The sequence below is a fragment of the Burkholderia sp. BCC0506 genome (assembly GCF_902833145.1).
In the GTDB taxonomy this organism is placed as follows: Bacteria; Pseudomonadota; Gammaproteobacteria; order Burkholderiales; family Burkholderiaceae; genus Burkholderia.
In genome coordinates this window covers 455541-481243 of record NZ_CADFEN010000002.1, presented here as the reverse complement: position 1 = coordinate 481243, position 25703 = coordinate 455541, and the positions used below count along the sequence as shown (strand labels likewise).

22 protein-coding genes and 3 pseudogenes are annotated in these 25703 nt (G+C 68.8%); 13 read left to right on the top strand and 12 right to left on the bottom strand.

Features of this window, described 5'->3' with window-relative positions; all coding sequences use genetic code 11:
- Nucleotides 1-5: 5 nt before the first annotated feature.
- The 3 genes from HWX62_RS06135 to HWX62_RS06125 are packed head-to-tail and all read right to left on the bottom strand — an operon-like array spanning nt 6 to nt 3340.
- Nucleotides 6-1817, bottom strand: coding sequence for an ABC transporter permease (locus tag HWX62_RS06135; RefSeq protein ID WP_175931966.1), 1812 nt, complete (start codon nt 1815-1817; stop codon nt 6-8).
- A gap of 18 nt (nt 1818-1835) precedes the next feature.
- Nucleotides 1836-3029: an ABC transporter substrate-binding protein gene (locus tag HWX62_RS06130; protein WP_048988388.1), complete on the bottom strand. Its 1194-nt coding sequence runs from the start codon at nt 3027-3029 to the stop codon at nt 1836-1838.
- Nucleotides 3030-3082: 53 nt separating this feature from the next.
- On the bottom strand, nt 3083-3340 hold the full coding sequence (locus tag HWX62_RS06125; RefSeq protein ID WP_175931954.1) for a hypothetical protein: 258 nt from the start codon (nt 3338-3340) through the stop codon (nt 3083-3085).
- A 44-nt stretch (nt 3341-3384) separates the two neighbouring features.
- Between HWX62_RS06125 and HWX62_RS06120 the strand changes: the two genes are divergently transcribed.
- Genes HWX62_RS06120 through HWX62_RS06105 form a run of 4 tightly spaced genes read left to right on the top strand, consistent with a single transcriptional unit; the run spans nt 3385 to nt 6972 of the window.
- On the top strand, nt 3385-4398 hold the full coding sequence (locus tag HWX62_RS06120) for a LysR family transcriptional regulator (protein WP_175931955.1): 1014 nt from the start codon (nt 3385-3387) through the stop codon (nt 4396-4398).
- Entirely contained in the window at nt 4395-5855 is a 1461-nt protein-coding gene (locus HWX62_RS06115; RefSeq protein WP_175931956.1) for an NAD(P)/FAD-dependent oxidoreductase, read from the top strand. The genes HWX62_RS06120 and HWX62_RS06115 overlap by 4 nt, the downstream gene beginning before the upstream one ends.
- Complete coding sequence (locus HWX62_RS06110; protein WP_175931957.1) at nt 5852-6382, top strand: hypothetical protein; 531 nt, start codon at nt 5852-5854, stop codon at nt 6380-6382. The genes HWX62_RS06115 and HWX62_RS06110 overlap by 4 nt, the downstream gene beginning before the upstream one ends.
- Entirely contained in the window at nt 6379-6972 is a 594-nt protein-coding gene (locus tag HWX62_RS06105) for a peroxidase-related enzyme (protein ID WP_175931958.1), read from the top strand. The genes HWX62_RS06110 and HWX62_RS06105 overlap by 4 nt, the downstream gene beginning before the upstream one ends.
- Nucleotides 6973-7220: 248 nt before the next feature.
- Here the strand turns inward: HWX62_RS06105 and HWX62_RS06100 are convergent, their stop codons facing one another.
- From HWX62_RS06100 to HWX62_RS06080, 5 genes and pseudogenes are all read right to left on the bottom strand, one after another.
- On the bottom strand, nt 7221-9977 hold the full coding sequence (locus HWX62_RS06100; RefSeq protein WP_175985111.1) for an Hsp70 family protein: 2757 nt from the start codon (nt 9975-9977) through the stop codon (nt 7221-7223).
- A 5-nt stretch (nt 9978-9982) separates the two neighbouring features.
- The gene (locus HWX62_RS06095) at nt 9983-11824 is read right to left on the bottom strand and encodes an Hsp70 family protein (protein WP_175985109.1); all 1842 of its coding nucleotides are present in this window, start codon (nt 11822-11824) and stop codon (nt 9983-9985) included.
- Complete coding sequence (locus HWX62_RS06090; protein WP_175985108.1) at nt 11821-12411, bottom strand: DUF2760 domain-containing protein; 591 nt, start codon at nt 12409-12411, stop codon at nt 11821-11823. Before HWX62_RS06090 ends, HWX62_RS06095 begins: the two co-directional genes overlap by 4 nt.
- A 250-nt stretch (nt 12412-12661) precedes the next feature.
- Nucleotides 12662-12772: pseudogene (locus HWX62_RS06085) on the bottom strand (transcriptional regulator); the annotation flags it as partial.
- A 216-nt stretch (nt 12773-12988) separates the two neighbouring features.
- Nucleotides 12989-13447 (bottom strand): NUDIX domain-containing protein, encoded by a 459-nt coding sequence (locus HWX62_RS06080; protein WP_175985106.1) that lies wholly within the window; start codon nt 13445-13447, stop codon nt 12989-12991.
- A gap of 1099 nt (nt 13448-14546) precedes the next feature.
- On the opposite strand from HWX62_RS06080, the gene HWX62_RS06075 reads away from it, so the two are divergent.
- The 4 genes and pseudogenes from HWX62_RS06075 to HWX62_RS06060 all read left to right on the top strand — a co-directional run bounded on the left by HWX62_RS06075 (nt 14547) and on the right by HWX62_RS06060 (nt 18593).
- A complete protein-coding gene (locus HWX62_RS06075; protein WP_175932884.1) occupies nt 14547-15506 on the top strand; it encodes a LysR substrate-binding domain-containing protein in 960 nt (319 codons plus the stop codon).
- 129 nt (nt 15507-15635) lie between these two features.
- Nucleotides 15636-16766, top strand: a pseudogene (locus HWX62_RS06070) (DSD1 family PLP-dependent enzyme).
- A 108-nt stretch (nt 16767-16874) separates the two neighbouring features.
- Nucleotides 16875-17846: an ornithine cyclodeaminase family protein gene (locus tag HWX62_RS06065; RefSeq protein ID WP_175932882.1), complete on the top strand. Its 972-nt coding sequence runs from the start codon at nt 16875-16877 to the stop codon at nt 17844-17846.
- 24 nt (nt 17847-17870) lie between these two features.
- Nucleotides 17871-18593, top strand: a complete 723-nt coding sequence (locus HWX62_RS06060; protein WP_175932881.1) for an HAD-IA family hydrolase — start codon at nt 17871-17873, stop codon at nt 18591-18593.
- A 64-nt stretch (nt 18594-18657) separates the two neighbouring features.
- Here HWX62_RS06060 and HWX62_RS06055 read toward each other — a convergent pair whose 3' ends face one another.
- Complete coding sequence (locus tag HWX62_RS06055; RefSeq protein WP_175932880.1) at nt 18658-19275, bottom strand: glutathione S-transferase family protein; 618 nt, start codon at nt 19273-19275, stop codon at nt 18658-18660.
- A gap of 94 nt (nt 19276-19369) precedes the next feature.
- Complete coding sequence (locus HWX62_RS06050; RefSeq protein ID WP_175932879.1) at nt 19370-19738, bottom strand: hypothetical protein; 369 nt, start codon at nt 19736-19738, stop codon at nt 19370-19372.
- Nucleotides 19739-19819: 81 nt separating this feature from the next.
- Between HWX62_RS06050 and HWX62_RS06045 the strand changes: the two genes are divergently transcribed.
- From HWX62_RS06045 to HWX62_RS06035, 3 genes and pseudogenes are all read left to right on the top strand, one after another.
- Complete coding sequence (locus HWX62_RS06045) at nt 19820-20287, top strand: MarR family transcriptional regulator (protein WP_175932878.1); 468 nt, start codon at nt 19820-19822, stop codon at nt 20285-20287.
- A gap of 146 nt (nt 20288-20433) precedes the next feature.
- A complete protein-coding gene (locus tag HWX62_RS06040; protein ID WP_175932877.1) occupies nt 20434-21195 on the top strand; it encodes an isocitrate lyase/phosphoenolpyruvate mutase family protein in 762 nt (253 codons plus the stop codon).
- A gap of 34 nt (nt 21196-21229) precedes the next feature.
- A pseudogene (locus HWX62_RS06035) lies at nt 21230-21421 on the top strand (transcriptional regulator); the annotation flags it as partial.
- Between the two features lie 7 nt (nt 21422-21428).
- Here the strand turns inward: HWX62_RS06035 and HWX62_RS06030 are convergent.
- Nucleotides 21429-22328 (bottom strand): LysR family transcriptional regulator, encoded by a 900-nt coding sequence (locus HWX62_RS06030; RefSeq protein ID WP_175932876.1) that lies wholly within the window; start codon nt 22326-22328, stop codon nt 21429-21431.
- 101 nt (nt 22329-22429) lie between these two features.
- On the opposite strand from HWX62_RS06030, the gene HWX62_RS06025 reads away from it, so the two are divergent.
- Entirely contained in the window at nt 22430-23308 is an 879-nt protein-coding gene (locus HWX62_RS06025; protein ID WP_175932875.1) for an aldo/keto reductase family oxidoreductase, read from the top strand.
- Nucleotides 23309-23357: 49 nt separating this feature from the next.
- On the opposite strand, the gene HWX62_RS06020 is transcribed toward HWX62_RS06025, so the two are convergent.
- Complete coding sequence (locus HWX62_RS06020) at nt 23358-24560, bottom strand: MFS transporter (protein WP_175932874.1); 1203 nt, start codon at nt 24558-24560, stop codon at nt 23358-23360.
- 70 nt (nt 24561-24630) lie between these two features.
- Between HWX62_RS06020 and HWX62_RS06015 the strand changes: the two genes are divergently transcribed.
- Nucleotides 24631-25680 carry an AraC family transcriptional regulator gene (locus HWX62_RS06015; protein ID WP_175932873.1) on the top strand — a complete coding sequence of 350 codons (1050 nt, stop codon included), beginning with the start codon at nt 24631-24633 and terminating at the stop codon, nt 25678-25680.
- The last annotated feature ends 23 nt before the right edge of the window (nt 25681-25703 follow it).

Genomic DNA, 25703 nt, shown 5'->3' with positions numbered 1-25703 from the left:
CCTCCTCACACCGTGCCGAGCAGGCCCTGCGGCCGGAACCGGACGAGCAGCAGCAGCACGAGGCCGTAGATCAGCATCCGGTAGTCGGCCGCCCAGCGGAACAGCTCGGGCAGCCCGATCAGCGCGATCGCGCCGACGATGCCGCCGAGCACGTTGCCGAGGCCGCCGAGGATCACCATCGTCAGCGCGAGGATCGACACCTGCGAATCGAAAGTCTGGTGATTGATGTAGCTGTACAGATGCGCGGCGATGCCGCCGCTCACGCCGGCCGCGACGCCGCCGACCGCGAACGCGATCGCCTTGTAGCGGTTCGGCGCGATGCCGTGCGCACGCGCGGCCACGTCGTCCTCGCGCACCGCGCGCAGCGTGCGGCCCAGATGCGAGCGCAGCAGCCGCACCTGCACGAGCGCGAACGCGACGAGCACCGCGAACGTGAACCAGTACGCGGCGCGCGCGGTCGTCGCCCACGGCAGCGGCGCGATGCCGGTGATGCCGAGCGGGCCGCGCGTCAAGCCATCCCAGTTCAGGATCACGAGGCTCACTACTTCGCCGATGCCGAGCGTCGCGATCGACACGTAGTGCCCGCGCAGCCGGAACGCCGGATAGACGAGCAGCGTGCCGAGCACGGCCGTGATCGCACCCGCGCACGGAATCGTCACGGCCGGCGACCAGCCGAGATCCGACGACAGCAGCGCCGACGCATACGCGCCGATCACGAGCAGCGCCGCATGGCCAAGCGAGATCTGTCCGACCGTGCCCGCGACGAGCGTGAGGCTGAGCGCGAGCAGACCGTACAGCCACGCGTTGGTCAGCGTCTGCAGCACGTAAGGCGATGCACCGAGCCACGGCAGCACGACCGCCGCCGCGATCAGCGCGACGAGCATCGGGCGCGGCACGCGCACGGCCTTCGCGGCGGCGAGGAAGGTGCCCGTCATCGGCTCCGGCGGCAGCGCTCGGTTCGCGCTGAACAGGCCGTTCGGCCGCCACACGAGGAACACGATCAGCAGCCCGAACGCGAACAGGTCGCGATAGCTGGTGCCGAACAGCGCGACGCCGTAGCTTTCGACGAGGCCGAGCAGCAGGCTGCCGGCGATCGCGCCCGGCACGTTGCCGAGCCCGCCGATCAGCAGCGCGACGACGCCCTTGAGCGTCGCCTGGAAGCCCATCGCCGGATCGATGCTGTTGTAGTACATGCCGACCAGCAGCCCGCTCACGCCGCCGAGCGCGCACGCGATCGCGAACACGGTCTGGTTCACGCGATCGACGTCGACGCCCATCTGCAGCGCCGCGTCGCGATCCTGCGCGGTCGCGCGCACAGCCCAGCCGAGCCGCGTAAAGCGCAGGAAGCCGTACAGCAACGCGGCCGCCGCGATGCCGATCCCGGCGATCAGCAGGTCGAGCGAGCCGAGCGTCGCGCCGGCGATGCGCACGTGCCAGTCGGGCAGCGGCGTCGGCACCGCGCGCGGGTCCGCGCCGAATGCGAGCTGCGCGAGCTGGTCGAGGATGAAGCTGATGCCGATCGTCGCGAGCAGCGGCGCGATGCGCGCGGCATGACGCAGCGGCCGCAGCCCGATCCGCTCGATCGCGATGCCGAGCGCGCCGCAGCCGATGACGACCGCCGCGAGTGCGACCGGCAGCGGCAGGCCGAAGCGCGTCAGGCACAGCCAGCCGATGAACGCGCCGACCATGTAGACCGAGCCGTGCGCGAAGTTGATCAGGTGCGACACGCCGAAGATCAGCGCGAGCCCGACCGCGAGCAGCGCGTAGATGTTGCCGACGATGAGGCCGTTGAGCGTGTAGTCGAGCCAGGAAGCCATCACGATGCGTCCGTGTTTTTAGCGCGCCGCGAGCTGCGGCTTCGCGCCGTCCCACAGCGCCCACTGCCCCTGCTTCACGACGAGATACACGGTGCGCGCGCCGGCGACGCGGCGCGTCTGCGGATCGAAGCGCACCTTGCCGAAGATCACGCTCGGCACGTCGCTGATCTTCGCGAAGCCGTCGTGCGCGGCCTGGCGCGTCGTGCCGTAGCGGCGCAGCACCTCGGCCGACAGGATCAGCGCGTCGTACGCACGTGCGACGAACGAATCGGGATCGGCGTGGAATTTCGCGCGATAGCGCTGCACGAACGCCTGCACCTCGGGGCGCGGTTCGGCCGGGAAGAAGTTCGATTCCGTATAGACGCCTTCGACGGCCGTGCCGCCCAGTTCGAGGAACTTCGGCGAGTACACCGATCCCACCGCCGCGATCGGCAGCGCGACGCCCGACGTGCGCGCCTGCCGCACGATCTGCGCACCGTCCGCGTAGTACGAGATCAACACGATCGAATCGGGCTTCGATTCGCCGATGCGCACGAGCGTCGAGCGGAAATCCTTCTCCGCCGGCTGGTAGCCCTCGGCCGCGACGACCTGCGCGCCGAGCCCGGCCACCGCCTTCGCGAAGATGTCCTTGCTGGTACGGCCCCAGTCGGTGTTCAGGTACAGCACCGCGATCCGCTTGAAGCCGAGCTCCTTCACCGCGTAGCGCGCGAGCAGCGGCTGTTCCTCGGCCTGGCTCAGCGCGGTGCTCCACAGATAGTCGCCGCCCTTCGTGAAATCCGGATGCGAATTCGTGAAGCCGAACTGGATCAGTTGGCCGCGCTGGTAGATGGGCGACGCGGCCATCGACGTCGCGCTCGAGAAGTCGCCAAGCTCGATCGCGATGCGCGGATCGGCGACGAACTTCTGCGCGATCGCCACCGCCTGGCGCGGGTCGCTGCGGCTGTCCTGGAAGTCGATCGCGAGCGGGCGGCCGTGAATACCGCCGCTGCCGTTGATCTCGTCGAGCGCGAGATCGAAGCCGCGCTTCCACTGCTCGCCGTATTGCGCGTCCTGGCCCGTCAGCGGCCCGCTCACGCCGATCACCACCGGTTCGCCCGACACGCCGGCCGCGAGCGCGCCGCCCGTCGACAAGCCCCATGCGGCGGCGAGCGCCGCCACCGTACCCAGCACGCGCCGCCATGCGCCGCGTGCGTCGTTCCCCGAAACGTTCATGCGTCCCCCAGCTTCAGTCGATCGAAAAGAGTGAGGGCATGTAACCATCCGGTTCAGGGCGTTCCAACGAAGTTTTGCGCATATCGATATCGCAGGCGGCGCGAAGCGGATGACGTGCGCGATCGGTCGTCGGCACCGCCTGCATCGAGCGACATGCCGGCATGCATTGCATCGTATTGATTCGATTGGCGTTTCATCGGCGGCACCGCGTGCAAACGATGCGCACGCACGCACAACCGGCAGTCGCCACGCGCACGCCCTTCGCAGTTTTCCCGCTGTCGATAGCAAAAATCATTATATGAATCGCGCATGCTCGCACTCCTACAATGCGCAAATCGCATCATCGGAACGCGTCATGGAGCTGCATCAACTCGAAGCCTTTTCCGCGGTCATGTCGGCCGGCAGCGTGACTGGCGCGGGCGAACTGCTCGGCCGCTCGCAGCCGGCCGTCACGCGGCAGATCCAGGATCTCGAAGCCGATCTCGGCTACGCGCTGTTCGACCGGCACGGCCCGCGCGTCACGCCGACGCGGCGCGCGTTCCTGCTGTACGAGGAAGTCGAACGCTCGCTCGTCGGCCTGCGCGCGATCGAGGCGCGGGCGCGCGCGCTCGGCGACGAAACCGCCGAGCCCGTGCGTATCGCGGCCACGCCGTCGCTCGCGGCCACGCTCGTGCCGGCCGCGCTCGCCGCGCTGCCCGACGACGCGCATGCGCCGCACTACCAGTTGCGCAGCGAATCGGCCGAGCATGTCGTGCACGAGGTGCTGGCCGGCACGGCCGACGTCGGTGTCGTCACGCTGCCGATGGCGCATGCCGGGCTCGACGTGCACTGGATCGCGCAAACACCCTGCGTCGCCGTGTTGCCGGCCGACGACCCGCTCGCGGCGAAGCCGCGCATCGCGTTGCGCGACCTCGCGCGGCGCCGCATCGTGACGGTCGCGAACCGGCACCGGCTGCGCCAGCGGATCGACGCGGCGTTCGCGGCCGCACGTGTCGATGCGCGCGTGTTCATCGAAACCAATGCGTCGCTGAATGCGGTGATGGCCGCGCGCGCGGGCATCGCGATCGGCATCGTCGATCCGGCCACGGGCGTCGCGCTGCCGGTGGACGGCGTCGTCTCGCGAGCGCTCGACGTCGACATCCCGTTCGCGTTCGGCGTCGCGACGCCGGCCGGCAAGGCGCGCACGGCCGCCGTCGATGCGCTGCTCGACGCGCTGCACCGCACGACGCACACGCTGCTCGACGACGTGATCTTTCACGACGCCGCCGCGCACGATGCGCTGCTGCGCGGCGACCGGTTGCGCAGCGAACGCGCGGCGCGCCCGCCTCGCCCGGCACGAACCCGCCGCGTGCGTCCGGAGGCTGCATGACGATCCCGCTCGACGCACTCGAAGCACGGCTCGCGCAGGACTTGCGCTGGCTCGACCTGCCCGCGCCGCCGTGGGTGCCGCCGCGCGAAACGGACGGCGCGCGCGTGCTCGACGTCGCGATCGTCGGCGGCGGTATGGCCGGGCTCGCGGCGTCCGCCGAACTGCGCCTGCTCGGCATCGACAACCAATGCGTGATCGACCGCGCACCGGCCGGCTACGAAGGCCCGTGGGTCACGTTCGCGCGGATGGAGACGCTGCGTTCTCCCAAGCAACTCGCCGGCCCCGCGCTCGGCCTGCCCGCGCTGACGTTCCGCGCGTGGTTCGAAGCGCAATACGGCCGCGATGCGTGGGATGCGCTGTACAAGATCCCGCGCCCGCAATGGATGGACTACCTGCGCTGGTACCGGCGCGTGCTCGACCTGCAGGTGCGCAACGACACGACGCTCGTCGCGCTGCGCCCGCGCGAGGACGGGCTGCTCGCGCTCGACGTGCGCGGCAACGGCGAGGCGCAGACGCTGCTCGCGCGGCACGTCGTGCTCGCGACCGGCCGAGACGGGCTCGGCGGCCCGTACGTGCCGCCCGTCGCACAGCGTGCGCCGCGCTCGCGCTGGGCCCATTCGTCCGAGCCGATCGATTTCGCGGCGCTCGCCGGCAAGCGCGTCGGCGTGGTCGGCGCGGGTGCGTCCGCGTTCGACAACGCGGGCACCGCGCTCGAAGCGGGCGCCGCGCGCGTCGACCTGTTCTTCCGCCGCGCGGACATTCCGCGCATCAACAAGCTGACCGGCATCGGCAGCCCGGGCCTCGTGCACGGCTACGCCGATCTCGACGACGCGACGAAGTGGCGCTTCATGCACTACGCGCTGACGTCGCAGACCCCGCCGCCGCGCGACAGCGTGCTGCGCGTCTCGCGCCACGACCGCGCGCATTTCCATGCGGGTAGCCCGATCGAGTCGCTCGCCGACCATGCGGACGGCCTCGACGTGACGACGCCGCGCGGCCGCTACACGGTCGACTTCCTGATCTTCGCGACGGGTTTTCATTCGGACTGGACGACGCGCGACGAATTCGCGTCGTTCGGCGCCCACGTGCGGCGCTGGAAGGACCGCTATCGGCCGGAGCCGGCGCTGTGGCTCGACGAGCTCGCCGAGTCGCCCGATCTCGGCCCCGCATTCGCATTCCAGGAGCGCGAACGCGGCGCGTGTCCGGCCGTCACGCGCATCCATTGCTTCAACCATGCGGCGAGCCTGAGCCACGGCAAGCTGTCCGGCGACATTCCGGCGATCAGCGCGGGCGCGCAGCGGCTCGCGCGCGGCATTGCGAGCCGGCTGTTCGACGCCGATCGCGACCGCCACTACGACGCGCTCGTCGCCTACGCGAATGCGGAATTGCAGGGCGACGAATGGCGCGATGCCGACGCCCTCGATCACTTTGACGAAGAAGGAATACCGAAACGATGAATGACGCCATCACGCCGGCCGCCGTGCCGGATACGATCGACGCGGCAGCCGGCTTGCGGGAAGGCGACGCCGTCGCCGCGCTGCGCCGTGCACGCGACAAGATGCTGTTGCATACGCAACTGAGCGAAGCCGCGCTGTTCGATTCCACGCTGCCCGATCTTTCGCTGATCGAGCGGCTGCATGCGGCGCGGTATGTCGCGCGTCAGTCGAACGCGCACGCGCTGGCCGACATCTATCGCGCCCGGCTGCTCGACGCAGGCGGCACGCGCGACGACATCGCGCACGCCGATGCCGACGCGCTCGACGCACTGCCCCGACGCCTCGGCGCGATCCTGTCGCACGCGAAGCGCCTGACGCACGCGCCGGTCGACGCACGCGCAGCCGATCTCGACGCGTTGAAATCGGCCGGACTCACGACGCCCGCGATCGTCGCGCTGTCGCAGCTCGTCGCGTTCGTCGCGTATCAGTTGCGCGTGGCCGCTGCCGCACGGGCACTTCAGGCACGTGCCGCAAAGGAGGCCGCATGACGACTGCCGCCCACGGCTTCACATCGGCCACGCTCGGCTGGCGCGCGTGGCTCGACACGGTCTCGCTCGACGCGGCGACGCCCGATCAGATCGCGGTGCTCGAAGCGAGCCATCCGCAGGCGAAAACGTCCGACTATTACCTGCTGCTCGTCCATCTGCCCGAGATCCTGCGGCAGCGCTCGGGCGTGTTCAACGCGATCATGTACGGGCCCGGCGGGCTGTCGCGCTCCGAACGCGAACTGGCGAGCACGGCTGTGTCGCGCGTGAACGGCTGCGTGTACTGCGCGTCGGTGCATGCGCAGCGCTTCGCGCAACTCGCGAAACGCACCGACGCGATCGAGCAGGTGTTCGACGATCCGGCGGCGGCCGGCACGACGGCGCGCGAACGCGCGATCGTCCGCTATGCGATCGCGTTGACCGAACGGCCCGACGCGATCGACGACAGTGACATCGCCGCGCTCGAAGCCGAAGGGCTCACGCATGAGGAGATTCTCGACCTGTCGCACGCGATCGCGATCTTCGCGTGGGCGAACCGGCTGATGCTGACGCTCGGCGAGCCGGTGTTTCCCGAGCGGGCGGCCGGCGTCTGACCGCGCGCAGGAACGTGGTGCGGCCTTGCCCGCGTCGTGCCTGGTGCGTCGACAACACAATGCTCGTCGCGGTATCGGCGCTCCCGTTTGGCAGCCGCGCAAGACGGCGCGGAAATCGGATCCGTGGAAAAGCGGCGCGAAGCGATGTCGCACGCCTGAATGGAACGGCTTCGGCGTCGCGCCACGGTCGGGCGCGACCGGATCGATGCTTCGATCCGCGAACGAGATCGAAGCACCCCGTCCTGCTGTCAATCGGCCAGCAGCTTCAACCCGGCCGGCAGCGTTTCGCCGAACACGCGCACCGTATCGGCTTCGTCGAACGCGATCGCTTCGCGCACCATGTCGATCCACGCCGCCGACGCATTCGCGGCCGACAGGCGCTTGATGACGGCCTCGCGCGTATCGTCCGGCAGATCGCGTGAGCGGTCGCCCGTCATCCGCGCAATCTGCGCGGCCGCGAACGCGGCCGGCTCGACTTGCTTCCAGTCGAGCGCGAACAGCGCATCGAGCCAGCCCGTGACGATTTCCGCCGGCACGACACCGTGCGCGCTGCCGTAGAACGGCCGGCGCGCGCCGATCCGGCCCAGTGCCCACGCACATAACGGACGTTCGGCCGGCTTCTGCAATTGCACGATCAGGCGCTCGGCCAGTTCGACCTTGCGCTCGACCGGCAGCCGTTCGAGCGACGCCGACAACCGCGTCATGTCGGCCGGCCCGACCTTGGCCGGATCGAACGGCAGCTTGCGCCGCTTGTCGTCGGACGGTTCGAGGAACGCAATCGCGTCGCGCACCTGCGTCTGCGCATCGTCGTCGAGGCCGCCGGCCACGCGCCGCCACAGCGTCCACCATTCGGACCACACCTGCGCGTCGGTCACATATTGAATGCCGTCGTCGAACAGCGGCCACAGCTGCTCGATCCGCCACGCGTCAAGCGGATGACCGAAGCCCGGACGCAGGCAATACCCGGCCAGGTTCAGCCACGCGCGCTCGTGATCGGCCGAGCGGCGGCGCCGCCGCGCCCGCGCGAGCAACGCGTCGAACAGTTCGCGTGCGAGCGCGACGTCCCAGTCTTCGCGCGCGCCGAGCACCTGTTCGAGCTGCGCGCGCAACCGGCGCGTGTCCTTCGGCGCGACGCCCGCGGCCTTGCTGCCGAACGAGCGCTCGATCAGCTCGATCGCCTGGTCGAGCCGCGGATGCCGCATGGGCGCGGCATCGTCGCCGCGAACCGGCGCATCGCCGCGCAACTGGAATTCGAGCCGCCAGCGGCGCGCCGCGTCGTCGGTCGCGATGCAATGCATTTCGAGCGTGCCGACCTCGGTCAGCGACGCGGTGAGCTTCACCGGCGTTTCGCGTACGTCGCCGCCCGCCTGCGCATCGACGACCGTCGCGATCGGCGGCAGCCGCACGAAATCGCCGCCATCGAGATCGACGAGATCGCCGGGTTGATACTTCGTGTCGGCCACCGTCGATACGAGGTGGAAACGCACCGGCTGCCCGAGCTGCAGCGCGAACGTGCGATCGTCGAGCCGGATTTCGCGGCCCTCTTCCGCGCCGCGCGGCAGCAGACAGACGCCGCGTGCCGTCGAATCGTCCGCGCCATCGTCGAGCACGAGGAAATAGCTGCGCGCGGAGCCGCCGCCGATGCGCGGCGCATGACCGGCACGCGCGAGCCCGTAGGCCACCGCGCCGCGCGCGACGGCCACATCGGGATGCGCGTTGTGCAGCACGTCGAGCGGCGCGCCGCGCCACGCGCCGAGCGTCTGCGCGAGGCGGCCGGCGAGCGCGCCCGCGCGGAACACGCCGCCGTTGAGCAGCAGCGTGTCGGGCAACGGGCCTTCCGCATGACGGTTCAGGAACGCGGCGACGTGGCGCGTGACGGCCGCGTCGCTCGCATACGGCAAGCCGAATTCGACGATCGCCGCGCGCGCCCGGCGCGGCAAGTCGCCCGCCTCGACCTGCGGAAAGAACCCGTCGACGACGATCTGCTCGACTTCCTGCCGCGTCAGCTCGGCCGAGCGCGCGCCGCCGACGAGCTTGCTGCCCGCGCCGAGCAGCGTGACGGTGACGGACGCGGGCGCATCGTCGCCGAGCAGCCGCTCCTTCGCCGCGCGGCAGCGTTCGACGAGTTGCGACAGGCTCGCGGCCGACAACCGCGTACCGGGCTCGGTGAGCCGCGTCTCGACCAGGCGCGCGAGCGCGAGGTCCATGTTGTCGCCGCCGAGCATCAGGTGGTTGCCGACGCCCACGCGCGTGAAGGTCGGCTCGCCGTCGTCGCCCGGCGCGACGTCGACGAGCGTGAGGTCGGTCGTGCCGCCGCCGACGTCGCAGATCAGCACGCGCCGCGGCGCGGCGAACGTGTCGCGCAGCGACGCGCGCTGGCCATACAGCCAGTCGTAGAACGCGGCCTGCGGCTCTTCCAGCAAGCGCAGCGCCGGCAGCTTCGCGCGTTTGGCAGCTTCGACCGTCAACGCGCGCGCGCCGTCATCGAACGACGCGGGCACCGTCAGGATCACGTCCTGCTTCGCGAGCGGCGCATCGGGAAAGCGTGCGTCCCATGCGTCGCGTACATGCGCGAGATAGCTCGCGCTCGCATCGACCGGCGACACCTTGTCGACGCCGTCGGCCGCGCCCCACGGCAGGATCGCCGCGAGCCGGTCGACCGCCGCGTGCGACAGCCAGCTTTTCGCGCTCGTCACGAGCCGGCCCGGCACCTGCGCGCCGAGCGTGCGCGCGTAGCGCCCGATCACGGCCGGCGGCGCATCGGCCGCGTGCGCTTTCGTATTGGCCTTCGCATCGGCCGACCACGGCAGCCGCAGCGCGTCCGGCGGCAGCTCGCCCGCCGCCGGGTGATAGCGCACCGACGGCAGCAGTGGCTGCGCGGCCACCGCGCCGGGGCCGACCAGTTGCTCGACGTCGAACACGCAGATCGCGTCGGAACCGGCCTCGACGTACGCGACGACCGTATTGCTCGTGCCGAGGTCGATGCCGACCGTATAACGCTTCATCGCGCTCAGGCGGCGCCGCGCACGTCGAACTCGACCTTCCAGCGCTCGTCCGTGCCGCTCGGGATCGCCTCGAGTTCGAGCGTGCCGGCTTCTGTCACGCGCGCATGCAGCTTCACCGGCACGACTTCGCCGACCGTGCGTCCTTCGGCGGGCAGCGTCGCCTGGATTTCCTCCAGCTCCTGCAGCTCTTCCGGCGACCAGTAGTCGAGCAGCGTGCCGACCTGGTCCTGGCGGCGCACCGACGACCCGAAGAAGCGGAACTGCACCGGTTCGCCGACGACGAGGCCGAACTCCTGCGGCGGCAGCGCCGCGTCCGAGCCCTCCTCCATCCCGAACGGCGCGACGCACAGCGCCTGCACCGGCGGCTCCAGCCCCGGCACCGCGGGCATCGCCGACTCGATCGCGACGTAGTACGCACGCGCCGTGCCGCCGCGAATGCGCACGCCACGGCCGCGCTTCACGTAGCCGTAGTACGCCGCGCCGCGCGCGACCGCGAGATCGAGATCCGCGCCTTCGAGCAGGCGCGCGGGCGGCGCGCCTTCGGCGGCGAGCCAGCCGTTGAGCGTATCGAGCACGCGCTGCGTGAGCAGCGTCGACTTGAACACGCCGCCGTTGAACAGCACGGCGGTCGGATGCAGGAACGTCGCGCCCTGCGGCAGCGTGCGCTGCACGCCTTCGAGCGTGTCGAGCGCCGCGACCTGGCGGCCCAGGAACGCCGCCAGATGGCGCGTGATGCCCGCATCCTGCGCATACGGCAGGCCGAGCTGCGTGAGACCGACACGCGCGCGGCTCACCGGGCGCGCGGTCGCATCGACTTGCGGGAAGAAGCCTTCGAGGATCGTCTGCGTGAGTTCCGCGCGCGTCAGTTCCGTGCGGATCGAGCCGCCGATCAGCTTCGAGCCGCGGCTCGGCACGACGAGCGGCACCGCGTCGGTCGTCGGGTCGGACAGCAGCGTTTCCTTCGCCGAGCGGCACGCGTAGGTCAACGCACGCAGTTGCCACGGATCGGCCTGCGTACCCTGCTGCGCGAGCTTGCGCGCGACCACGTGCGCGAGCGCGAGGTCCATGTTGTCGCCGCCGAGCAGGATGTGCTCGCCGACGGCCACGCGATGCAGTTCGAGATTGCCGTCGCGCTCGACCACCGCGATCAGCGACAGGTCGGTCGTGCCGCCGCCGACGTCGACGCACAGGATCAGGTCGCCGACCTGCACCTGCTTGCGCCAGCCGCCCTGGCTCTTCTGGATCCAGCTGTACAGCGCGGCCTGCGGCTCTTCCAGCAGCGTCATCCGCGAGTAGCCGGCGGCGCGGGCCGCCTCGGCCGTCAGCTCGCGTGCGGCCGGATCGAACGACGCGGGGATCGTGACCGTCACGTCCTGGTCGGCGAACGGCGCGTCGGGGTGTGCGTGGTCCCACGCTTCGCGCAGGTGCGTCAGGTAGCGGATCGAGCTTTCCAGCGGCGAGACGCGCGCGACTTCCGGCGGCGCATCGCTCGGCAGGATCGCCGCGCGGCGGTCGACGCCCGGGTGGCACAGCCAGCTCTTCGCGCTCGACACGAGGCGGATCGGCGTGCCGGCGCCGCGCGTGCGCGCCATCTCGCCGACCGCAAAGGTGCGCGAGGCCGTCCACGGCAGCGTCAGGTCGCCCTGCGTCAGCTCGCTTTCATGCGGGAGGTACAGGAACGACGGCAGCAGGTCGCGCGATTCCAGTGCGCCGGGCGCGGTCAGTTGGGCGATCGGCAGCACCTGCTGCGTGATCGTTTCGCCGTCACTGGTGCTGCTGTCGACGTACGACAGCGCGCAATGGGTCGTCCCGAGGTCGATACCGATCGAATAGCGCGGATCGCTCACAATTCCACCTCCGCCGGTGCGATCACCGATGCGTCGTGGCTGCCCGTCAGCTTCGGCAGGCGCACGTCGGACACGCGCCAGCCGCGATGGCTGACGGTGCCCGTGAACGGCGCGGAGCCGACCACGTTGCCGGTCACGCGCACGGCGGTTGCGTCGAAGCCGGCCGGCAACGTCACACGGCTGCCTTCGGCTTCGTCGCGCACCGGCACGATCGTGAAGTGTTCGCGCAGCGCGGCGCGGCAGCCGTCGTGCACGAGGCGCGCGGCGGCGCCGATATCGGCGTCCGCGTAGCCGGCGATGTCTTCCTCGACGAAATCGATGAAGCGCGCGTCGCGCTGCAGCAGGCCGAGCAGTTGCAGTGCGGCCTGCGGGCTCGCTTCGCGCAGCTCGGGCGCCGGCGCCTTCACCGGCGCGGGTGCGACGGGCGCGGCAGCGGGCGTCGGCGTCGGGGCCGGCGCGATCGGGGCCGGCGCGCCGTCGCGCACGCGCAGCACGTCGGCCGCGAACTCGCGATTGCCGAGCACGGAGAAGAACGTACCGACGGCCAGCGACAGCCGGCCGAAGAAGGACAGGTTGGATTCGGGCATGGGGTCTGGACTCCTGTGGGCTCGCGGCACGGCGAGCGATCTTGCCTGGGCGCCCGGCGGCGGCGTGCGGCATGCGCACTGCCGCCGCCCGGCGCGTGATTCGAACGCGCCCTCGCGGGTGCGGAAAACCCGTATTTTGCCCTGTGGCGGGCGAACCGGGCAGAAGTTGGGGGTCAGAACATGGCGGCGCGAGGGTTTCGAGCGCGCCGGAGCGCGCGCCATACGCGTACTGCGGCCGTGCTGCGCTGCGTCAGCGCGGCTTGCGCAGGCGGGCCGCCTTCGCCTCGAAATCGCGCGACAGCATGCCGAGCGCGACTGCGCCGAAGCGTGCGAGCAGCGATGCTTCGGCCTCGCGCGCGCTCCGTCTGCCCAACGGGCAACGATATTCATCAAGCCAGCCTCACCTAGCATGCACTCTCTCTCTGTCTCGCCTGTGCCCTCGATGCCTCCAGCACCGGTTCGATAAACATCAGGTAGTGGTGGATCGCACGACCGTCCACCAGCCTTGCCGACGCGAGGTGGATGGCCGTGGGCTCGTCAAACAATGCGCTTTTGTCGACGTCATCGGCAGCACATCTCAAATCTCCGAATGCTCGCGCACGAAATGTTTCAGTATGGGCAGGAAGAAATCGTGTCCACCGATCAGCGCGAATTCTTTTTCAAAAAGGGGAAGCCATTGAAGGCTGAGTTCAATTGGTTCGCCACCGGAACTTGGATGAGTCTCGAAATACGTCCAGCATTCCTTCATAGCAATGGAGTCACTCGCCATGACATGCACAACATGCCGGTGCTGGATCTCGCTTCTTCCGAATTTTCTCATCGAATAGAAGTAGTCACCGAGGATGCGAACAACTTCTGCATCTTGGATGCCACTTTCCTCTCGTAGCTCACGTAGCGCAGCGGCTTCTGGTGTTTCGTCCTGTTCCATCGTGCCGGCGATTACCTGCCGCCCGGCTTCCGGAAACTTAGGCTGCGTGAAAGTGAGCAATTTATCTCGCCATGTAAGATAGACAAGCACTTTGTTCTTGATTTGCACGATAATTCTTCCAGTCGAAGTCACCCCCATCCCGATGGGACAGCGGCTCCTCGCATTGATCAGTTATCCAGGTCGCTGCACTTCCGCAGAGACGCCCTGGCCAGTCGCCGAATCAAGGATCGGAGTCCAACTCAGCGTCACCGCCGAAGTGTGCGCTTTCGTCTTGCCGCTCGATTCACCCAAGTCCAGCGCCTCACCACGTCGAACGAAGTCTGCGAAATTGGCTACGTTCAGCCTAACATTGAGCGACCAAGCGTATGGTCAACCCGGATTGCAAGGGACCAGATCCTGACGTCTTTGAGTCTTCTGAAGTCGATGCATTGACTCCACCGACCAGTTCCACATTCAATTTCCTGCACGCAGTCGTGGCGTTTTCGACAGTGGCCAAATTCCTCGGGAGTGAATTGGAGAGGGGAATTTCGTCGACCAGTATTACGAGGCTCCTAATTTTCGACTTCGCGCGCATCTCCTCGAGTTGTCGCAAGCGAACCAATCATTCTATGAGGCACTCAGGGAAAGATCTGACATCTGTCTCAGGAGCGCACGGGAAAACCAGTATCGTTGCATTGAGAATCTCACGTGACCCAAAAAGACGCGGACTTGTCCGCACTTGAACCTCAAGGAGTGAACTGCTGTCGCGGTTCTTGGCTGAGTCACGCTCGGAAAAGCGGCCACCGACGTTTCGTAAAATTAGGAGGCGAAGACAACCCGCCCTAGAATTTGCAGCCCCATTAAAACTTGAAAAAGTGTGAACGAAGAGTGGCACAGACCACAAACTCCTCTATTGAGCTGCACAGGTGCCGCCCCCTGAAGGAAGCGAGAATACTGGCGAACGTTGTCGTAATTGATGTGGCAGCATCTCTCCTGTCTTCGTGTATGGTGTGCAGATATGCGACGTAGCCAGACGGCCATTTTGAGAAAAGCCTAGCGGCTCAAAGGCGAGAACATCTGCCTCCATCGCGTCCGGCAGACGAGAATTCTGCGGATTACTCCGCTTTACCTTGACGTCCCTCATCATGAATTACATGACCGACTCATATGTCTCCTTCAACCAGAGGGCACTGCACGTCGATGGCCTCGCATTTCGATCTGCGGTTTAATGCTCGACACCACCTGCATTAAGAGCCACGAAATGCTCGACCTCGACGACCTTCGACTCGTCCGCGCGATCGGCACGTCGCGCTCGTTAGCCGCTGCCGCCCGGCTGCTCGATCTCACGCCGCCCGCGGTCACGATTCGCCTGCAGCGGATGGAGGCGCGCCTGAACGCGAGGCTCGCCGTGCGGCAGCCGAAAGGGATTGCGCTGACCGATGAAGGGCAGAGGCTGTACCAGGAAGCCGTCGGCATTCTCGAGCGCGTGGAGGCGCTGCCGGTCAGCATCGCGGGCGACCATGGCGACGTGCAGGGCACGCTGCGCGTCGTCGCGCCGCTCGGCTTCGGCCGCAAGTACGTCGCGCGGATCGTGCGCGACGTGCAGCGAGCGCATCCGAAGCTCGAAATCTCGCTCCACCTGTCCGAAAGCCCGTTGACCAGTGCATCGGGCGCCGACGTAGTCATCCATGTCGGCAGCCTCAAGTCGTCTTCGTGGATCGGCTATCCGCTCGCGCCCAACGAGCGCTTCTTGTGCGCGAGTCCCGCGTACGCGCGCCGCCTCAAGGACCTGAAGCATCCGTCCGACCTGACGCGCTACGACTGCCTGTGCCTGCGCGAGAACGACGAGGACATCCCGCGCTGGCGCTTCTCGCCTGCGAGCGGCGCCAAGGGCGAGCCGCGGCGGGCGACCGTCATCCGCGTCAGCGGCGCGCTGTCGTCCAACGACGGCACCGTGATCACCGAATGGGCGCTGGCCGGGCTCGGCATCGTCGAACGCTCCGAGTGGGACGTCGCCCCGCTGCTCGCGAACGGCAAGCTCGTCCGCTTGCTGCCCGGCTGGCGCCTGCCGCCCGCGCCGGTGACGGCGCTGCTGCCGTCGCGCACCGGCCGCTCCGCGCGGCAGCGGGTGTTTCTCGACGCCGCGCGGCAGTTTCTCGATCCGCCGCCGTGGCGCGGCAAGGCGTGAGGCAGCGCCACGATCCGCGCAATTCGGTGGATTAAATGCGGCTTAATGCCGGATTAGCCTCGCATTAAACACGGTGCGAACCAACCAGCCTACAGTGTCCGCTTCGGCAACCTGGCAATCGGACGCATCGTGAACCTTCACACCCTCAACACCCCCGCGGCCTTGATCGATGTCGGCCGCATGCAGCGCAATATCGCTCGCATGCAAACGCATCTGGAGGCGCTCGGCGTCCGGTTCCGGCCGCACCTCAAGACCACCAAATGCCGGCACGTCGTCGACGCGCAGATCTCGGCGGGCGCGCAAGGCATCACGGTGTCGACGCTCAAGGAAGCCGAGCAGTTCTTCGCGCACGGCATCCGCGACATCGTCTACGCGGTCGGCATGGTGCCCGCCAAGCTCGGCTAGGCGCTCGCGCTGCGCCGCCAAGGCTGCGACCTGAAGATCGTCGCCGACAGCCTGCCGGCCGCGCACGCGATCGCCGCCTTCGGGCGCGAGCATGGCGAGCGTTTCGACGTATGGATCGAAGTCGACGTCGACGGCCACCGCTCGGGCATCCCGCCCGACGCCGACCTGCTGATCGACGTCGGCCGCGCGCTGACCGACGGCGGCATGCGGCTCGGCGGCGTGCTCGCGCACGCAGGCTCCAGCTACGAATACGACACGCACGACGCGCTGGTCGCGATCGCCGAACAGGAGCGCAGCCGCACCGTGCGCGCCGCCGAGCGCCTGCGGGCCGCCGGGTTGCCCTGCCCGGTCGTGAGTATCGGCTCGACGCCCACCGCGCTGGCCGCGCAACGGCTCGACGGCGTGACCGAAGTGCGCGCCGGCGTGTACGTGATGTTCGACCTCGTGATGCACAACATCGGCGTATGCGAACTGTCCGACATTGCGCTGTCCGTGCTGACCACCGTCATCGGCCACCAGGAAGAGAAAGGCTGGGCGATCGTCGACGCGGGCTGGATGGCGATGAGCCGCGACCGCGGCACGCAGCGCCAGGCGCGCGATTTCGGCTACGGGCTGGTCTGCACCGAAGCCGGCGACGTGCTCGGCGACTACCTGATGAGCGCCGCCAACCAGGAACACGGGATCGTGTCGCGCGCGGGCGCGCCGGATACGGGCATCGCGCAGCGGTTTCCGATCGGCACGCGCCTGCGCATCCTGCCGAATCACGCGTGCGCCACCGGTGCGCAACATCCCGACTACCAGGCGATCGGCGACGACGGCGCCGCGCAGACGTGGCCGCGCTTCTACGGGTGGTGAGCGAAACCCGGTGTCCGTGCCGTGCCACCACGCATTGACTATTTATCCAAATTTGGACAAACTTTAAACACTCTCGATTCGTCTCGTGCCGAACAGGCACCGCCCACCATGCCGACCGACGCCCACCTCCTTCTCCTCGACCGCGATGCCGTCGAGCCCGCCCTGCGGGCCGAGCAAGTGATGGCGGCCGTGCGCGAAGCCTTCGTGCTGCACAGTCGACGGGCCGGACGCGTATTCCCGGTGGTACGCGAGAAACTGCACACCGGCGGCGTGTTCGGCATCAAGTCGGGCGACGTCGCCGGTCAGGATCTGCTCGGCTTCAAGGCGGCCGGGTTCTGGCCGGGCAACCGGGCGCACGGCAGCGAGCCGCATCAGGCCACCGTCGCGTTGTTCGATCCGGCGACGGGCCGCCCGCTGTGCATCATGGACGGCAACGCGATCACCACCGCACGCACCGGCGCGGCGGGCGGCCTCGGGCTGCAACAGTTGGCGCGCCGCGACAGCACGCGGCTCTGCGTGTTCGGCACCGGCGTGCAGGCGCGCGTGCAACTTGATTACGCGCTCAGGCTGCTGCCGCAGCGGTGCACGGTGCAGTACGTGAATGTGAGCGGCGAATCGGACCCGGCGTTCGAAGCGCACTTCGTCGATCGATGCACGATCGGCGTGGCGCGCGACCGGAACGACGCGGTGGCCAACAGCGACGTGGTGATCACGGCCACGCCCGGCGGCGGCGCGTTGTTCGACGCGGATGCGGTTCAGCCGGGCACCCACCTGACCTGCGTGGGCGCCGACACCGCGGGCAAGCGCGAACTTCCGGCAGACGTGCTGGAACGCGCGCGCATCGTCGTGGACGATCGTGACCAGGCACGCAGCATCGGCGAGTGCCAGTGGGCGCCGGATTTGCCGTGTACGGAAATCGGTGACATCCTCGCGGGTGCGACTTCGATCGACCGTGCCGCGCACGAGATCACCGTCTTCGACATGACGGGGCTCGCGCTTCAGGACCTGACCGTCGCGCGCTTCCTGTATCGGCACGCCGTCGACAACGGCACCGGCACCTCCGTTCCGTGGCCCTGGTAACACGACTTCCCGCTTTCGACCGCCATGCGTCTCGCCAAAGTTTCCGCGCTCTCGTTCGACCTCGACGATACCCTGTGGCCGTTCGGGCCGTCCGTCGTACGGGCCGAGGCGACGCTTCGCGCATGGCTGATCGAGCACGCGCCGAATACCGCGAGCGTGCTGCCGACACAACAGGCTCTCAGTGCATTACGTGAGGAATACGAACGTTTGCATCCGGATCTCGCCGGCGACTATCGTGCGATGCGAATCGGCTCGATCAGGCTTGCGCTGGAGCGCGCGAACGAAGACGTCTCGCTGACCGATCGTGCCTACGACGTCTTCTATGCGGCGCGCAACCGCGTCGAGTTCTACGAGGACGCGCTGCCGGCGCTCGCATGGTTGAGCGCCCGCTTTCCGTTGATCGCGGTCACCAACGGCAACGCGGATCTCCGGCTGACCGGCGGCGGCGAATTCTTCCGCACGACGCTCAGCGCGCGTGCATTCGGCTTCGCTAAGCCGGACCCCGAGATCTTCCATGCGGCGGCGGACGCACTCGGCGTGCGTCCGGCCGAATTGCTGCATGTCGGCGACGATTTCCACCTCGATATCGTCGGCGCGTTGAATGCGGGGCTTCAGGCCGCGTGGGTCGTGCGCGAGCCTCGGGCGGAAGGAGAACAGGCTCCGCGGCACGTGGCGACGCCGCATCTTACGTTGCGCGACCTCGCGATGCTGTGCCGTGCGCTCGGCGGGCCGGATACGGCTTCGTGATCGCAGGCGGACGCGGCAGGTCATGCCGATGCGGCGCATGACCCACCCCGCACCGTCCGCCCGTTCAAGCCGCCTTCCTCGCCTCCGCGATCCGCTGCGGCGCCTTCGGCCGCGCATACAGCCGTTCGAGATACGCGCGCAATTGCGGGAACGGTTCGATCAGTTGGCACTCGCTCGCCCAGTCGATCAGATAGGCCGTCACGCAATCGGCCACCGTCAGCGTATCGCCGACGATGAACGCGCGCCCTTCGAGATGCTTGTCGAGAACCGCGGCCATCGTCGTGAAATCCTCGCGCGCCAGTTCGATGTCGGCCGGCGAACGCTTCTCCGGCGGATAGATGAACGTGTGCCGCGTGATCCGCCACAGCGGCTGCTCGAGTTCCGTCACCGCGAACATGATCCACCGATAGGCCTGCGCCCGCAGCGCCGGATCGACGGGCAGCAGCGCCTTCTCCGGGTACTTGTCCGCGAGATACAGCACGATCGCGGCCGATTCGGGAATCACGAGGTCGCCGTCCACCAGCACGGGCACCTTGCCGGCCGGGTTGAGACGCAGGAATTCGGGCCGCTTGTGCTCGCCCTCGAGCAGGTTGACCGACACGAATTCGAAATCCGCATCCAGTTCCTTCAGCCCCCACAGCGCCCGTTGCGTGCGGGTGCCGGCAAATCCGTAAAGCTTCATCGCCAGTCTCCATCCAGAATGTCGGAAAAATGTCTGCGTGCGGATCACGGCACATCGAACGACGCGACACGCCGTGCCCGGCATCGCGCGTCGCTCACGCGCCGGGAATCGCGAGCACCGGCATCACGTCGACCGACACGCCCGGGAACAGCGTGAAATGCGGATGACCTTCGAACAGCGCGGCGGCCGCCTCGTGCGACGCCGCCCGCACGACGGTGAACCCGCTCAGCGCATTGGTCGTGTCGCGGATGCCGCCTGCGTCGATCGTCTTGGTCTTGCCGAGCGGCCCGCCCAGCTCGACGATCGCGTCGCGATGCCGGTCGACCCACGCATGCCATGCCGCGATGCCGTCGCGCTCGCGCGTGCGCCGCTCTTCCTCCGGCAGCGCGATCCAGGCCTGCATCGCCGGGCTATCCTTGGTTCCGAGAAATACGGCGAGATACAACTGGGGTTGCGCACTCATGCCTGCTCCTCCGATGACGGACGCGGCGGGCTGCCGCGCCTCGACCTTGACAAGATAGGTTGATATCAACACAATTGCAACATGGCACGAAAAGAAAAGCTTCCCTTCGAGACGGCGCTGATGGTGCGCGACTGCTGCCTGTGCCTGCACATGCAGCGCGCGGCGCGCAATCTGGCGCGCATTTTCGACGACGTGCTGCGCCCGCTGGATCTCACCAACGGTCAGTTTTCGCTGCTGATGTCGCTGAACCGGCCGCAACCGGCTCCGATGAAATCGGTCGCGTCGCTGCTCGCGATGGACCGCACCACGCTCACCGCGGCGCTCAAGCCGCTCGAGCGGCGCGGCCTCGTCACGATCGTGCAGGATCCGGACGACGGACGCAGCCGCCTGCTCTCGCTGACGCCGGCCGGGCACGACCTGCTGGCCGAAGCGTTCCCGCTGTGGCAGCACGCGCATGCCGAGATCGAGCGGCCGTTCGCGCCGGGCGACGTCGACCGGTTGCGCGACCAGTTGCGCACGCTGTCGGTCGATCCGGATTCGCGCGACTGAGCCGGCGCGCACATCGCGCCGCCGCGCTCGCGCGAACTTCCTGCCACGCGCTGTCAGCAGACATTGCCGGGCTTCGTCGCACCGCCCGATTCGGTGGCAATATCGCTCGACACGACAACCGGTCGGGTATCCACGAGGAGACGAGCATGGGCAACAACGAGAAAGGCGCGACGTTCCGGTCGCTTCACCGCGCGGGCCAGCCGCTGACGCTGTTCAACGTGTGGGACGCCGGCAGTGCGCGCGCGGTGGCCGATGCCGGCGCGCCCGCGCTGGCGACCGGCAGCTGGTCGGTCGCGGCGGCCAACGGTTTCGTCGACGGCGAGCAGATGCCGCGCGCGGTGATGATGGAGGTGCTGGCGCGGATCGTGCGCGCGACGGAGCTGCCCGTCACCGTCGATCTCGAAAGCGGGTACGGCGAGCGGCCGGAGGATGTCGCCGAGACGATCGCGATGAGCATCCAGGCCGGCGCGATCGGCTGCAATCTCGAAGACAGTTTTCCGGCCACGGGCGAGCTGCGCGACGTCGACGAAGCGGCGGCCCGTCTCGCGGCCGCCCGGCAGGCGGCCGATCGCGCGGGCGCCGACTACTTCATCAACGCGCGCACCGACGTGTTCTTCAAGGCGGCAGCCGAGACGCACGACGAACGATTGCTCGATGCAACGCTGGCACGCGCCCGCGCGTATGCGGCGGCCGGCGCCGACGGCCTGTTCGTGCCGGGCCTGCGCTCCCCCGAGTTGATTCGCGCGCTGACGGCCGCGTCGCCGCTGCCGGTGAACGTGATGCGCGTCGCGGACACGCCGACGCTCGCCGACCTCGCGGAATACGGCGTGGCGCGCATCAGCCACGGGCCGTATCCGTACCTGCAGGCGATGAAGACGCTGGCGGCGCTGGTCAAGCAAGGCGGTTGACGGATTCGCGGGGCGGCGGGCGGCCGCCGCCCCGTCGCTGCCGGTCATCCCGATCGGCTTCATCCACGAAGGTGTCGTGCTGCGTTACTTCTCGCTCGTCACGACGGTCGGCACGCCGCACAGCGCGGCCGCTCAGGAGCTGCGCATGGAATGCATGTTTCCAGCCGACGACGCGACCGACGCGCGCCACCGAAAGTTGCTCGACGCGCATGCGCCGGCGCGCTGATCGACGCTCAGGATCCCTTGACGAAATCGATGAATGCGCGCAGTGCCGGCGGCACGAGGCGTCGCCCCGGATAATACAGAAAAGGTCCCGAGAACGGCCGCCACCACGGTTCGAGCACCGGTTCGAGCGCGCCGCTGTCGACATGCGGGCGCAGCCAGTCCTCGAACAGATGCACGATGCCCGTCCCGGCGATCGCCGCGTCGACCAGCAGCTCCGTCGCCCCGCCGATCTGGACCAGCAGCGGCCCGGCGGCCGGCTCCACCCGCACGACCTCGCCGTCGCGCTCGAACTCCCACGGCGGCATCGCACCGCTCGCGAAGCGCCCGCGCAGGCACCGATGGTCGAGCAGATCGCGCGGATGCCGCGGCCGGCCGTGCCGGTCGAGATAGCCGGGCGCCGCCGCGGTCGCGAAGCGCTGGATGCGCGGGCCGATCGGCACCGCGATCATGTCCTGTTCGAGGCGTTCGTCGTAGCGGATGCCCGCGTCGCATCCGGCCGCCAGCACGTCGACGAAATTTTCGTCGGCGATCACTTCCAGCCGGATGTCCGGATACGCATCGAGAAAGCGCGGTACGATCGCCGGCAACACGAGCCGCGATGCACTGACCGGCACGTTGAGCTTCAGCGTGCCGGCCGGGCGGCCGCGGAATTCGTCGATACCGTCGAGCGCCGCCGCCACTTCGGTCAGTGCGGGCCCGAGACGCGCGAGCAGGCGCTCGCCGGCTTCGGTGGGCACGACGCTGCGCGTCGTGCGATGCAGCAGCCGCACGCCGAGCCGCGCTTCCAGCCGGCGCACGGCCTCGCTCAGCCCCGATGCGCTGAGGCCGGTCTTGCGTGCGGCGTCGCGGAACCCGCCGGCGCGCGCCACGGCCATGAACGCGTTCAGATCGCCCAGATCGGTTTGCATTGTTCGCCTTTTCGTACAACCCGTGCGAATTATGACGCCTTATCGCGCAGGCGACGCATCCCTATGCTGGATGCATTCAATTCACCGACAGGAGCACGGTCATGCCCGACATTCGCCACACCGCCACCTGCAAGCTCGGAAATCGTCACGTCAGACGAATCGGCTACGGCGCGATGCAGCTCGCGGGCCCCGGTGTATTCGGCCCGCCGAAAGATCGCGAAGCCGCATTGAACGTCCTGCGCGAAGCCGTCGAATCCGGCGTCGACCATCTCGACACCAGCGACTTCTACGGCCCGCACGTAACGAACCGGCTGATTCGCGACGCGTTGCATCCGTATCGCGACGATCTCGTGATCGTCACCAAGATCGGCGCGCGACGCGGCGACGACGCATCGTGGCTGCCCGCGTTCGCGCCCGACGAACTCGAGCGGGCCGTGCACGACAACCTGCGCAACCTGGGGCTCGATGTGCTCGACGTCGTCAACCTGCGCATCATGTTCGACACGCACGGGCCGGCCGAAGGATCGATCGAGGCGCCGCTGGCCACGCTCGCCGAGCTGCAGCAGCGCGGGCTCGTGCGGCACATCGGCCTGAGCAACGTGACGCCCGCGCAGGTCACGGAAGGCCGGCGGATCTGCGACATCGTCTGCGTGCAGAATCACTACAACATCGCGCATCGCGGCGACGATGCGCTGATCGACGCGCTCGCCCGTGACGGCATCGCATACGTGCCGTACTTTCCGCTCGGCGGCTTCTCGCCGCTGCAGTCGTCGACGCTGTCCGGCGTGGCGGCCCGCCTCGGCGCGACGCCGATGCAGGTCGCGCTTGCGTGGCTGCTGCACCGCGCGCCGAATATCCTGCTGATTCCCGGCACGTCGTCGGTCGCGCATCTGCGCGAGAATCTCGCGGCTGCCGATCTCGATCTGCCGGCAGACGCGCTCGCGGAACTGGACCGCATCGCGAGCGCCCGCGCCGCCTGACGCGCGGACGATCGCCCGGCAGCCCGCGCAATGCGGGCCGCCAGGCCGGTCAGGACGCGGCCACGCCGACCCGCTTGGGCACGCCGGTCACGATCGTCGCGACCGCCACCGCCAGCACGATCGCCGCGCCGACGAACACGCCCGCCGCGCCGTTCGCGTCGAACACGACGCCGCCGGCCGCCGCGCCCGTCGCGATCGCGAGCTGGATCGCCGCGACGATCAGGCCGCCCGCGCTCTCGGCCTCGTCGGGCACGGTGCGCGTGACCCACGTCGACCACGCGACCGGCACGCCGCCGAACGCCATCCCCCACAACGCGACCAGCACCGCGTCGATCATCGGCGCGCGGCCGAGCACGACGAGCGCGATGCCGAGCACGACCATCAGCGCGGGCATGCCGATCAGCATCGGCCGCAGCCGGTGTTCGAGCACGCGGCCCGCGAGCGACGTGCCGACGAAGTTCGCGATGCCGTAGCCGAGCAGGATCGCCGACAGCCCGTTCACGCCGACGCCCGCCACCTGTTCGAGGAACGGCCGCAGATACGTGAAGAACGCGAAATGCCCGGTGAACACGAGGATCGTCGCGAACATCCCGAGGCCGACGGTCGGCCGGCGCAGGACGTCGATCAGCGTGCGCAGCCGCGTCGTGCCGCTCGGCGGCATCGACGGCAGCGTGAGAAGCTGCGACACGAATGCGAGGCCGCCGAGCGCGGCCGCGATCAGGAACACGTTGCGCCAGCCGATCAGGTGACCGAAGTAGCTGCCCATCGGCGCGGACGCGATGGTCGCGACCGCCACGCCGCTGAAGATGATCGACAGCGCGCGCGGCACCATCGCCGTCGGCACGAGCCGCATCGCGGTGGCCGTCGCCATCGTCCAGAAGCCGCCGAGCGCGATGCCGAGCACGACGCGGCCAATCAGCAGCACACCCAAGTTCGGCGCGCACGCCACGGCGAGGTTCGACGCGACGAGCAGCACCGAGAACACCAGCAGCACGCGCCGCCGATCGATCGTGCGCGTGAGCGCGGAGATCAGCAGGCTCGTGACGAGCGCGACCGTGGCCGTGGCCGTGACGGCCTGTCCGGCCACGCCTTCGGTCACGCCGAGGCTCTCGGCCATCGGCGTCAGCAGGCTCGCCGGCAGGAATTCGGCCGTGACGAGCCCGAACACGCCGAGCGCCATCGCGAAAACCGCGCCCCAGGCCGGTTCGCGGGGGGCCGCCGTCGAGGCGGTCGAGGAGATTCCGGGATTCATGCGAGGTTCCGTGTCGGTTAGGGAAAATACGGATGAGGGCGTATCGTAAGGAACGACGGCAGGACGGTCTATGACATACAATCCGTTCTTGTTGATCGAACGTCCGTATCTCGATATGTCCGCGCCCCTTCTGCCCCCGATTCCCGACACGCACGACCTCGTCAGCGAGCTGTTGCTCGGGATGCGCCTGAGCGGCGTCCAGTACCGCCGCATCCAGGTCGCGCGGCCGTTCGGGCTGAATTTCGGCCATGCGCCGGGGCGGGCGCAGTTCCATTTCGTCGTGCGCGGGCCGGTGCTGCTGCGCGACGATTCGGGCGAGACGATGCGGCTCGAGGCCGGCGACGCGATCCTGTTGCCGCACGGCGGCATGCACGCGCTGGTGTCCGATCCGGACGTGCCGTGCCGCGAGATCAACGGCTTCGAGATCGCGAAGATCTGCGATACGGTCGCGTCGGTGGCGTCGGCCGGCGTCTCGCCGTCCACCTGCGCGACGGCGGAACCCGGCGCCGGCGACGCGCTGATCTTCAGCGCGTGCATGGAGCTCGACCTCGGCGGCATGCAGCCGCTCGTCGGCACGATGCCCGCGTTCATGCACGTGGGCACGCTGCTCGCGCGCTACCCGGAGATCCGCCCGATGCTCGATGCGATGGAGCGCGAAGCGTGCACCGCGCGCGCGGGCTTCGCGGGCATCCTCGCGCGGCTCGCGGACGTGGTCGCGGCGTTCATCGTGCGCGGCTGGGTCGAGTGCGGATGCGGCGACGCGACCGGCTGGGTCCAGGCGCTGCGCGAGCCGAAGCTCGGCCGCGCGATCGTCGCGCTGCATCGCGACCCGGGGCGCAACTGGAGCGTCGCGGAACTCGCGACCGAAGCGGGCGTGTCGCGTTCGGTGTTCGCCGAGCGCTTCCTCGCGGCAACCGGAATGACGCCCGTGCGTTACCTGACCGAGCTGCGGATGCGGCTCGCCGCGCAGTGGATCGCGCGCGACCGCGAGACGATCGAAGCGGTCGCGTACCGGCTCGGCTACGGGTCGCTCGCCGCGTTCAGTCGCGCGTTCAAGCGCGTGATCGGCAAACCGCCGGGCGCCGTGCGCGCGGACGGCGCCGTGCACGCCGAAGCGTAACGCCCGGCGCGCGGCGGCGGCGG

Bases quoted from the DNA above. Each gene is read 5' to 3' on its own strand.
- HWX62_RS06135 (WP_175931966.1), bottom strand. From the start codon at position 1,817: ATGGCTTCCTGGCTCGACTACACGCTCAACGGCCTCATCGTCGGCAAC.
- HWX62_RS06130 (WP_048988388.1), bottom strand. From the start codon at position 3,029: ATGAACGTTTCGGGGAACGACGCACGCGGCGCATGGCGGCGCGTGCTG.
- HWX62_RS06125 (WP_175931954.1), bottom strand. From the start codon at position 3,340: ATGCGCGATTCATATAATGATTTTTGCTATCGACAGCGGGAAAACTGC.
- HWX62_RS06120 (WP_175931955.1), top strand. From the start codon at position 3,385: ATGGAGCTGCATCAACTCGAAGCCTTTTCCGCGGTCATGTCGGCCGGC.
- HWX62_RS06115 (WP_175931956.1), top strand. From the start codon at position 4,395: ATGACGATCCCGCTCGACGCACTCGAAGCACGGCTCGCGCAGGACTTG.
- HWX62_RS06110 (WP_175931957.1), top strand. From the start codon at position 5,852: ATGAATGACGCCATCACGCCGGCCGCCGTGCCGGATACGATCGACGCG.
- HWX62_RS06105 (WP_175931958.1), top strand. From the start codon at position 6,379: ATGACGACTGCCGCCCACGGCTTCACATCGGCCACGCTCGGCTGGCGC.
- HWX62_RS06100 (WP_175985111.1), bottom strand. From the start codon at position 9,977: ATGAAGCGTTATACGGTCGGCATCGACCTCGGCACGAGCAATACGGTC.
- HWX62_RS06090 (WP_175985108.1), bottom strand. From the start codon at position 12,411: ATGCCCGAATCCAACCTGTCCTTCTTCGGCCGGCTGTCGCTGGCCGTC.
- HWX62_RS06075 (WP_175932884.1), top strand. From the start codon at position 14,547: ATGCTCGACACCACCTGCATTAAGAGCCACGAAATGCTCGACCTCGAC.
- HWX62_RS06065 (WP_175932882.1), top strand. From the start codon at position 16,875: ATGCCGACCGACGCCCACCTCCTTCTCCTCGACCGCGATGCCGTCGAG.
- HWX62_RS06060 (WP_175932881.1), top strand. From the start codon at position 17,871: ATGCGTCTCGCCAAAGTTTCCGCGCTCTCGTTCGACCTCGACGATACC.
- HWX62_RS06055 (WP_175932880.1), bottom strand. From the start codon at position 19,275: ATGAAGCTTTACGGATTTGCCGGCACCCGCACGCAACGGGCGCTGTGG.
- HWX62_RS06050 (WP_175932879.1), bottom strand. From the start codon at position 19,738: ATGAGTGCGCAACCCCAGTTGTATCTCGCCGTATTTCTCGGAACCAAG.
- HWX62_RS06045 (WP_175932878.1), top strand. From the start codon at position 19,820: ATGGCACGAAAAGAAAAGCTTCCCTTCGAGACGGCGCTGATGGTGCGC.
- HWX62_RS06040 (WP_175932877.1), top strand. From the start codon at position 20,434: ATGGGCAACAACGAGAAAGGCGCGACGTTCCGGTCGCTTCACCGCGCG.
- HWX62_RS06030 (WP_175932876.1), bottom strand. From the start codon at position 22,328: ATGCAAACCGATCTGGGCGATCTGAACGCGTTCATGGCCGTGGCGCGC.
- HWX62_RS06025 (WP_175932875.1), top strand. From the start codon at position 22,430: ATGCCCGACATTCGCCACACCGCCACCTGCAAGCTCGGAAATCGTCAC.
- HWX62_RS06020 (WP_175932874.1), bottom strand. From the start codon at position 24,560: ATGAATCCCGGAATCTCCTCGACCGCCTCGACGGCGGCCCCCCGCGAA.
- HWX62_RS06015 (WP_175932873.1), top strand. From the start codon at position 24,631: ATGACATACAATCCGTTCTTGTTGATCGAACGTCCGTATCTCGATATG.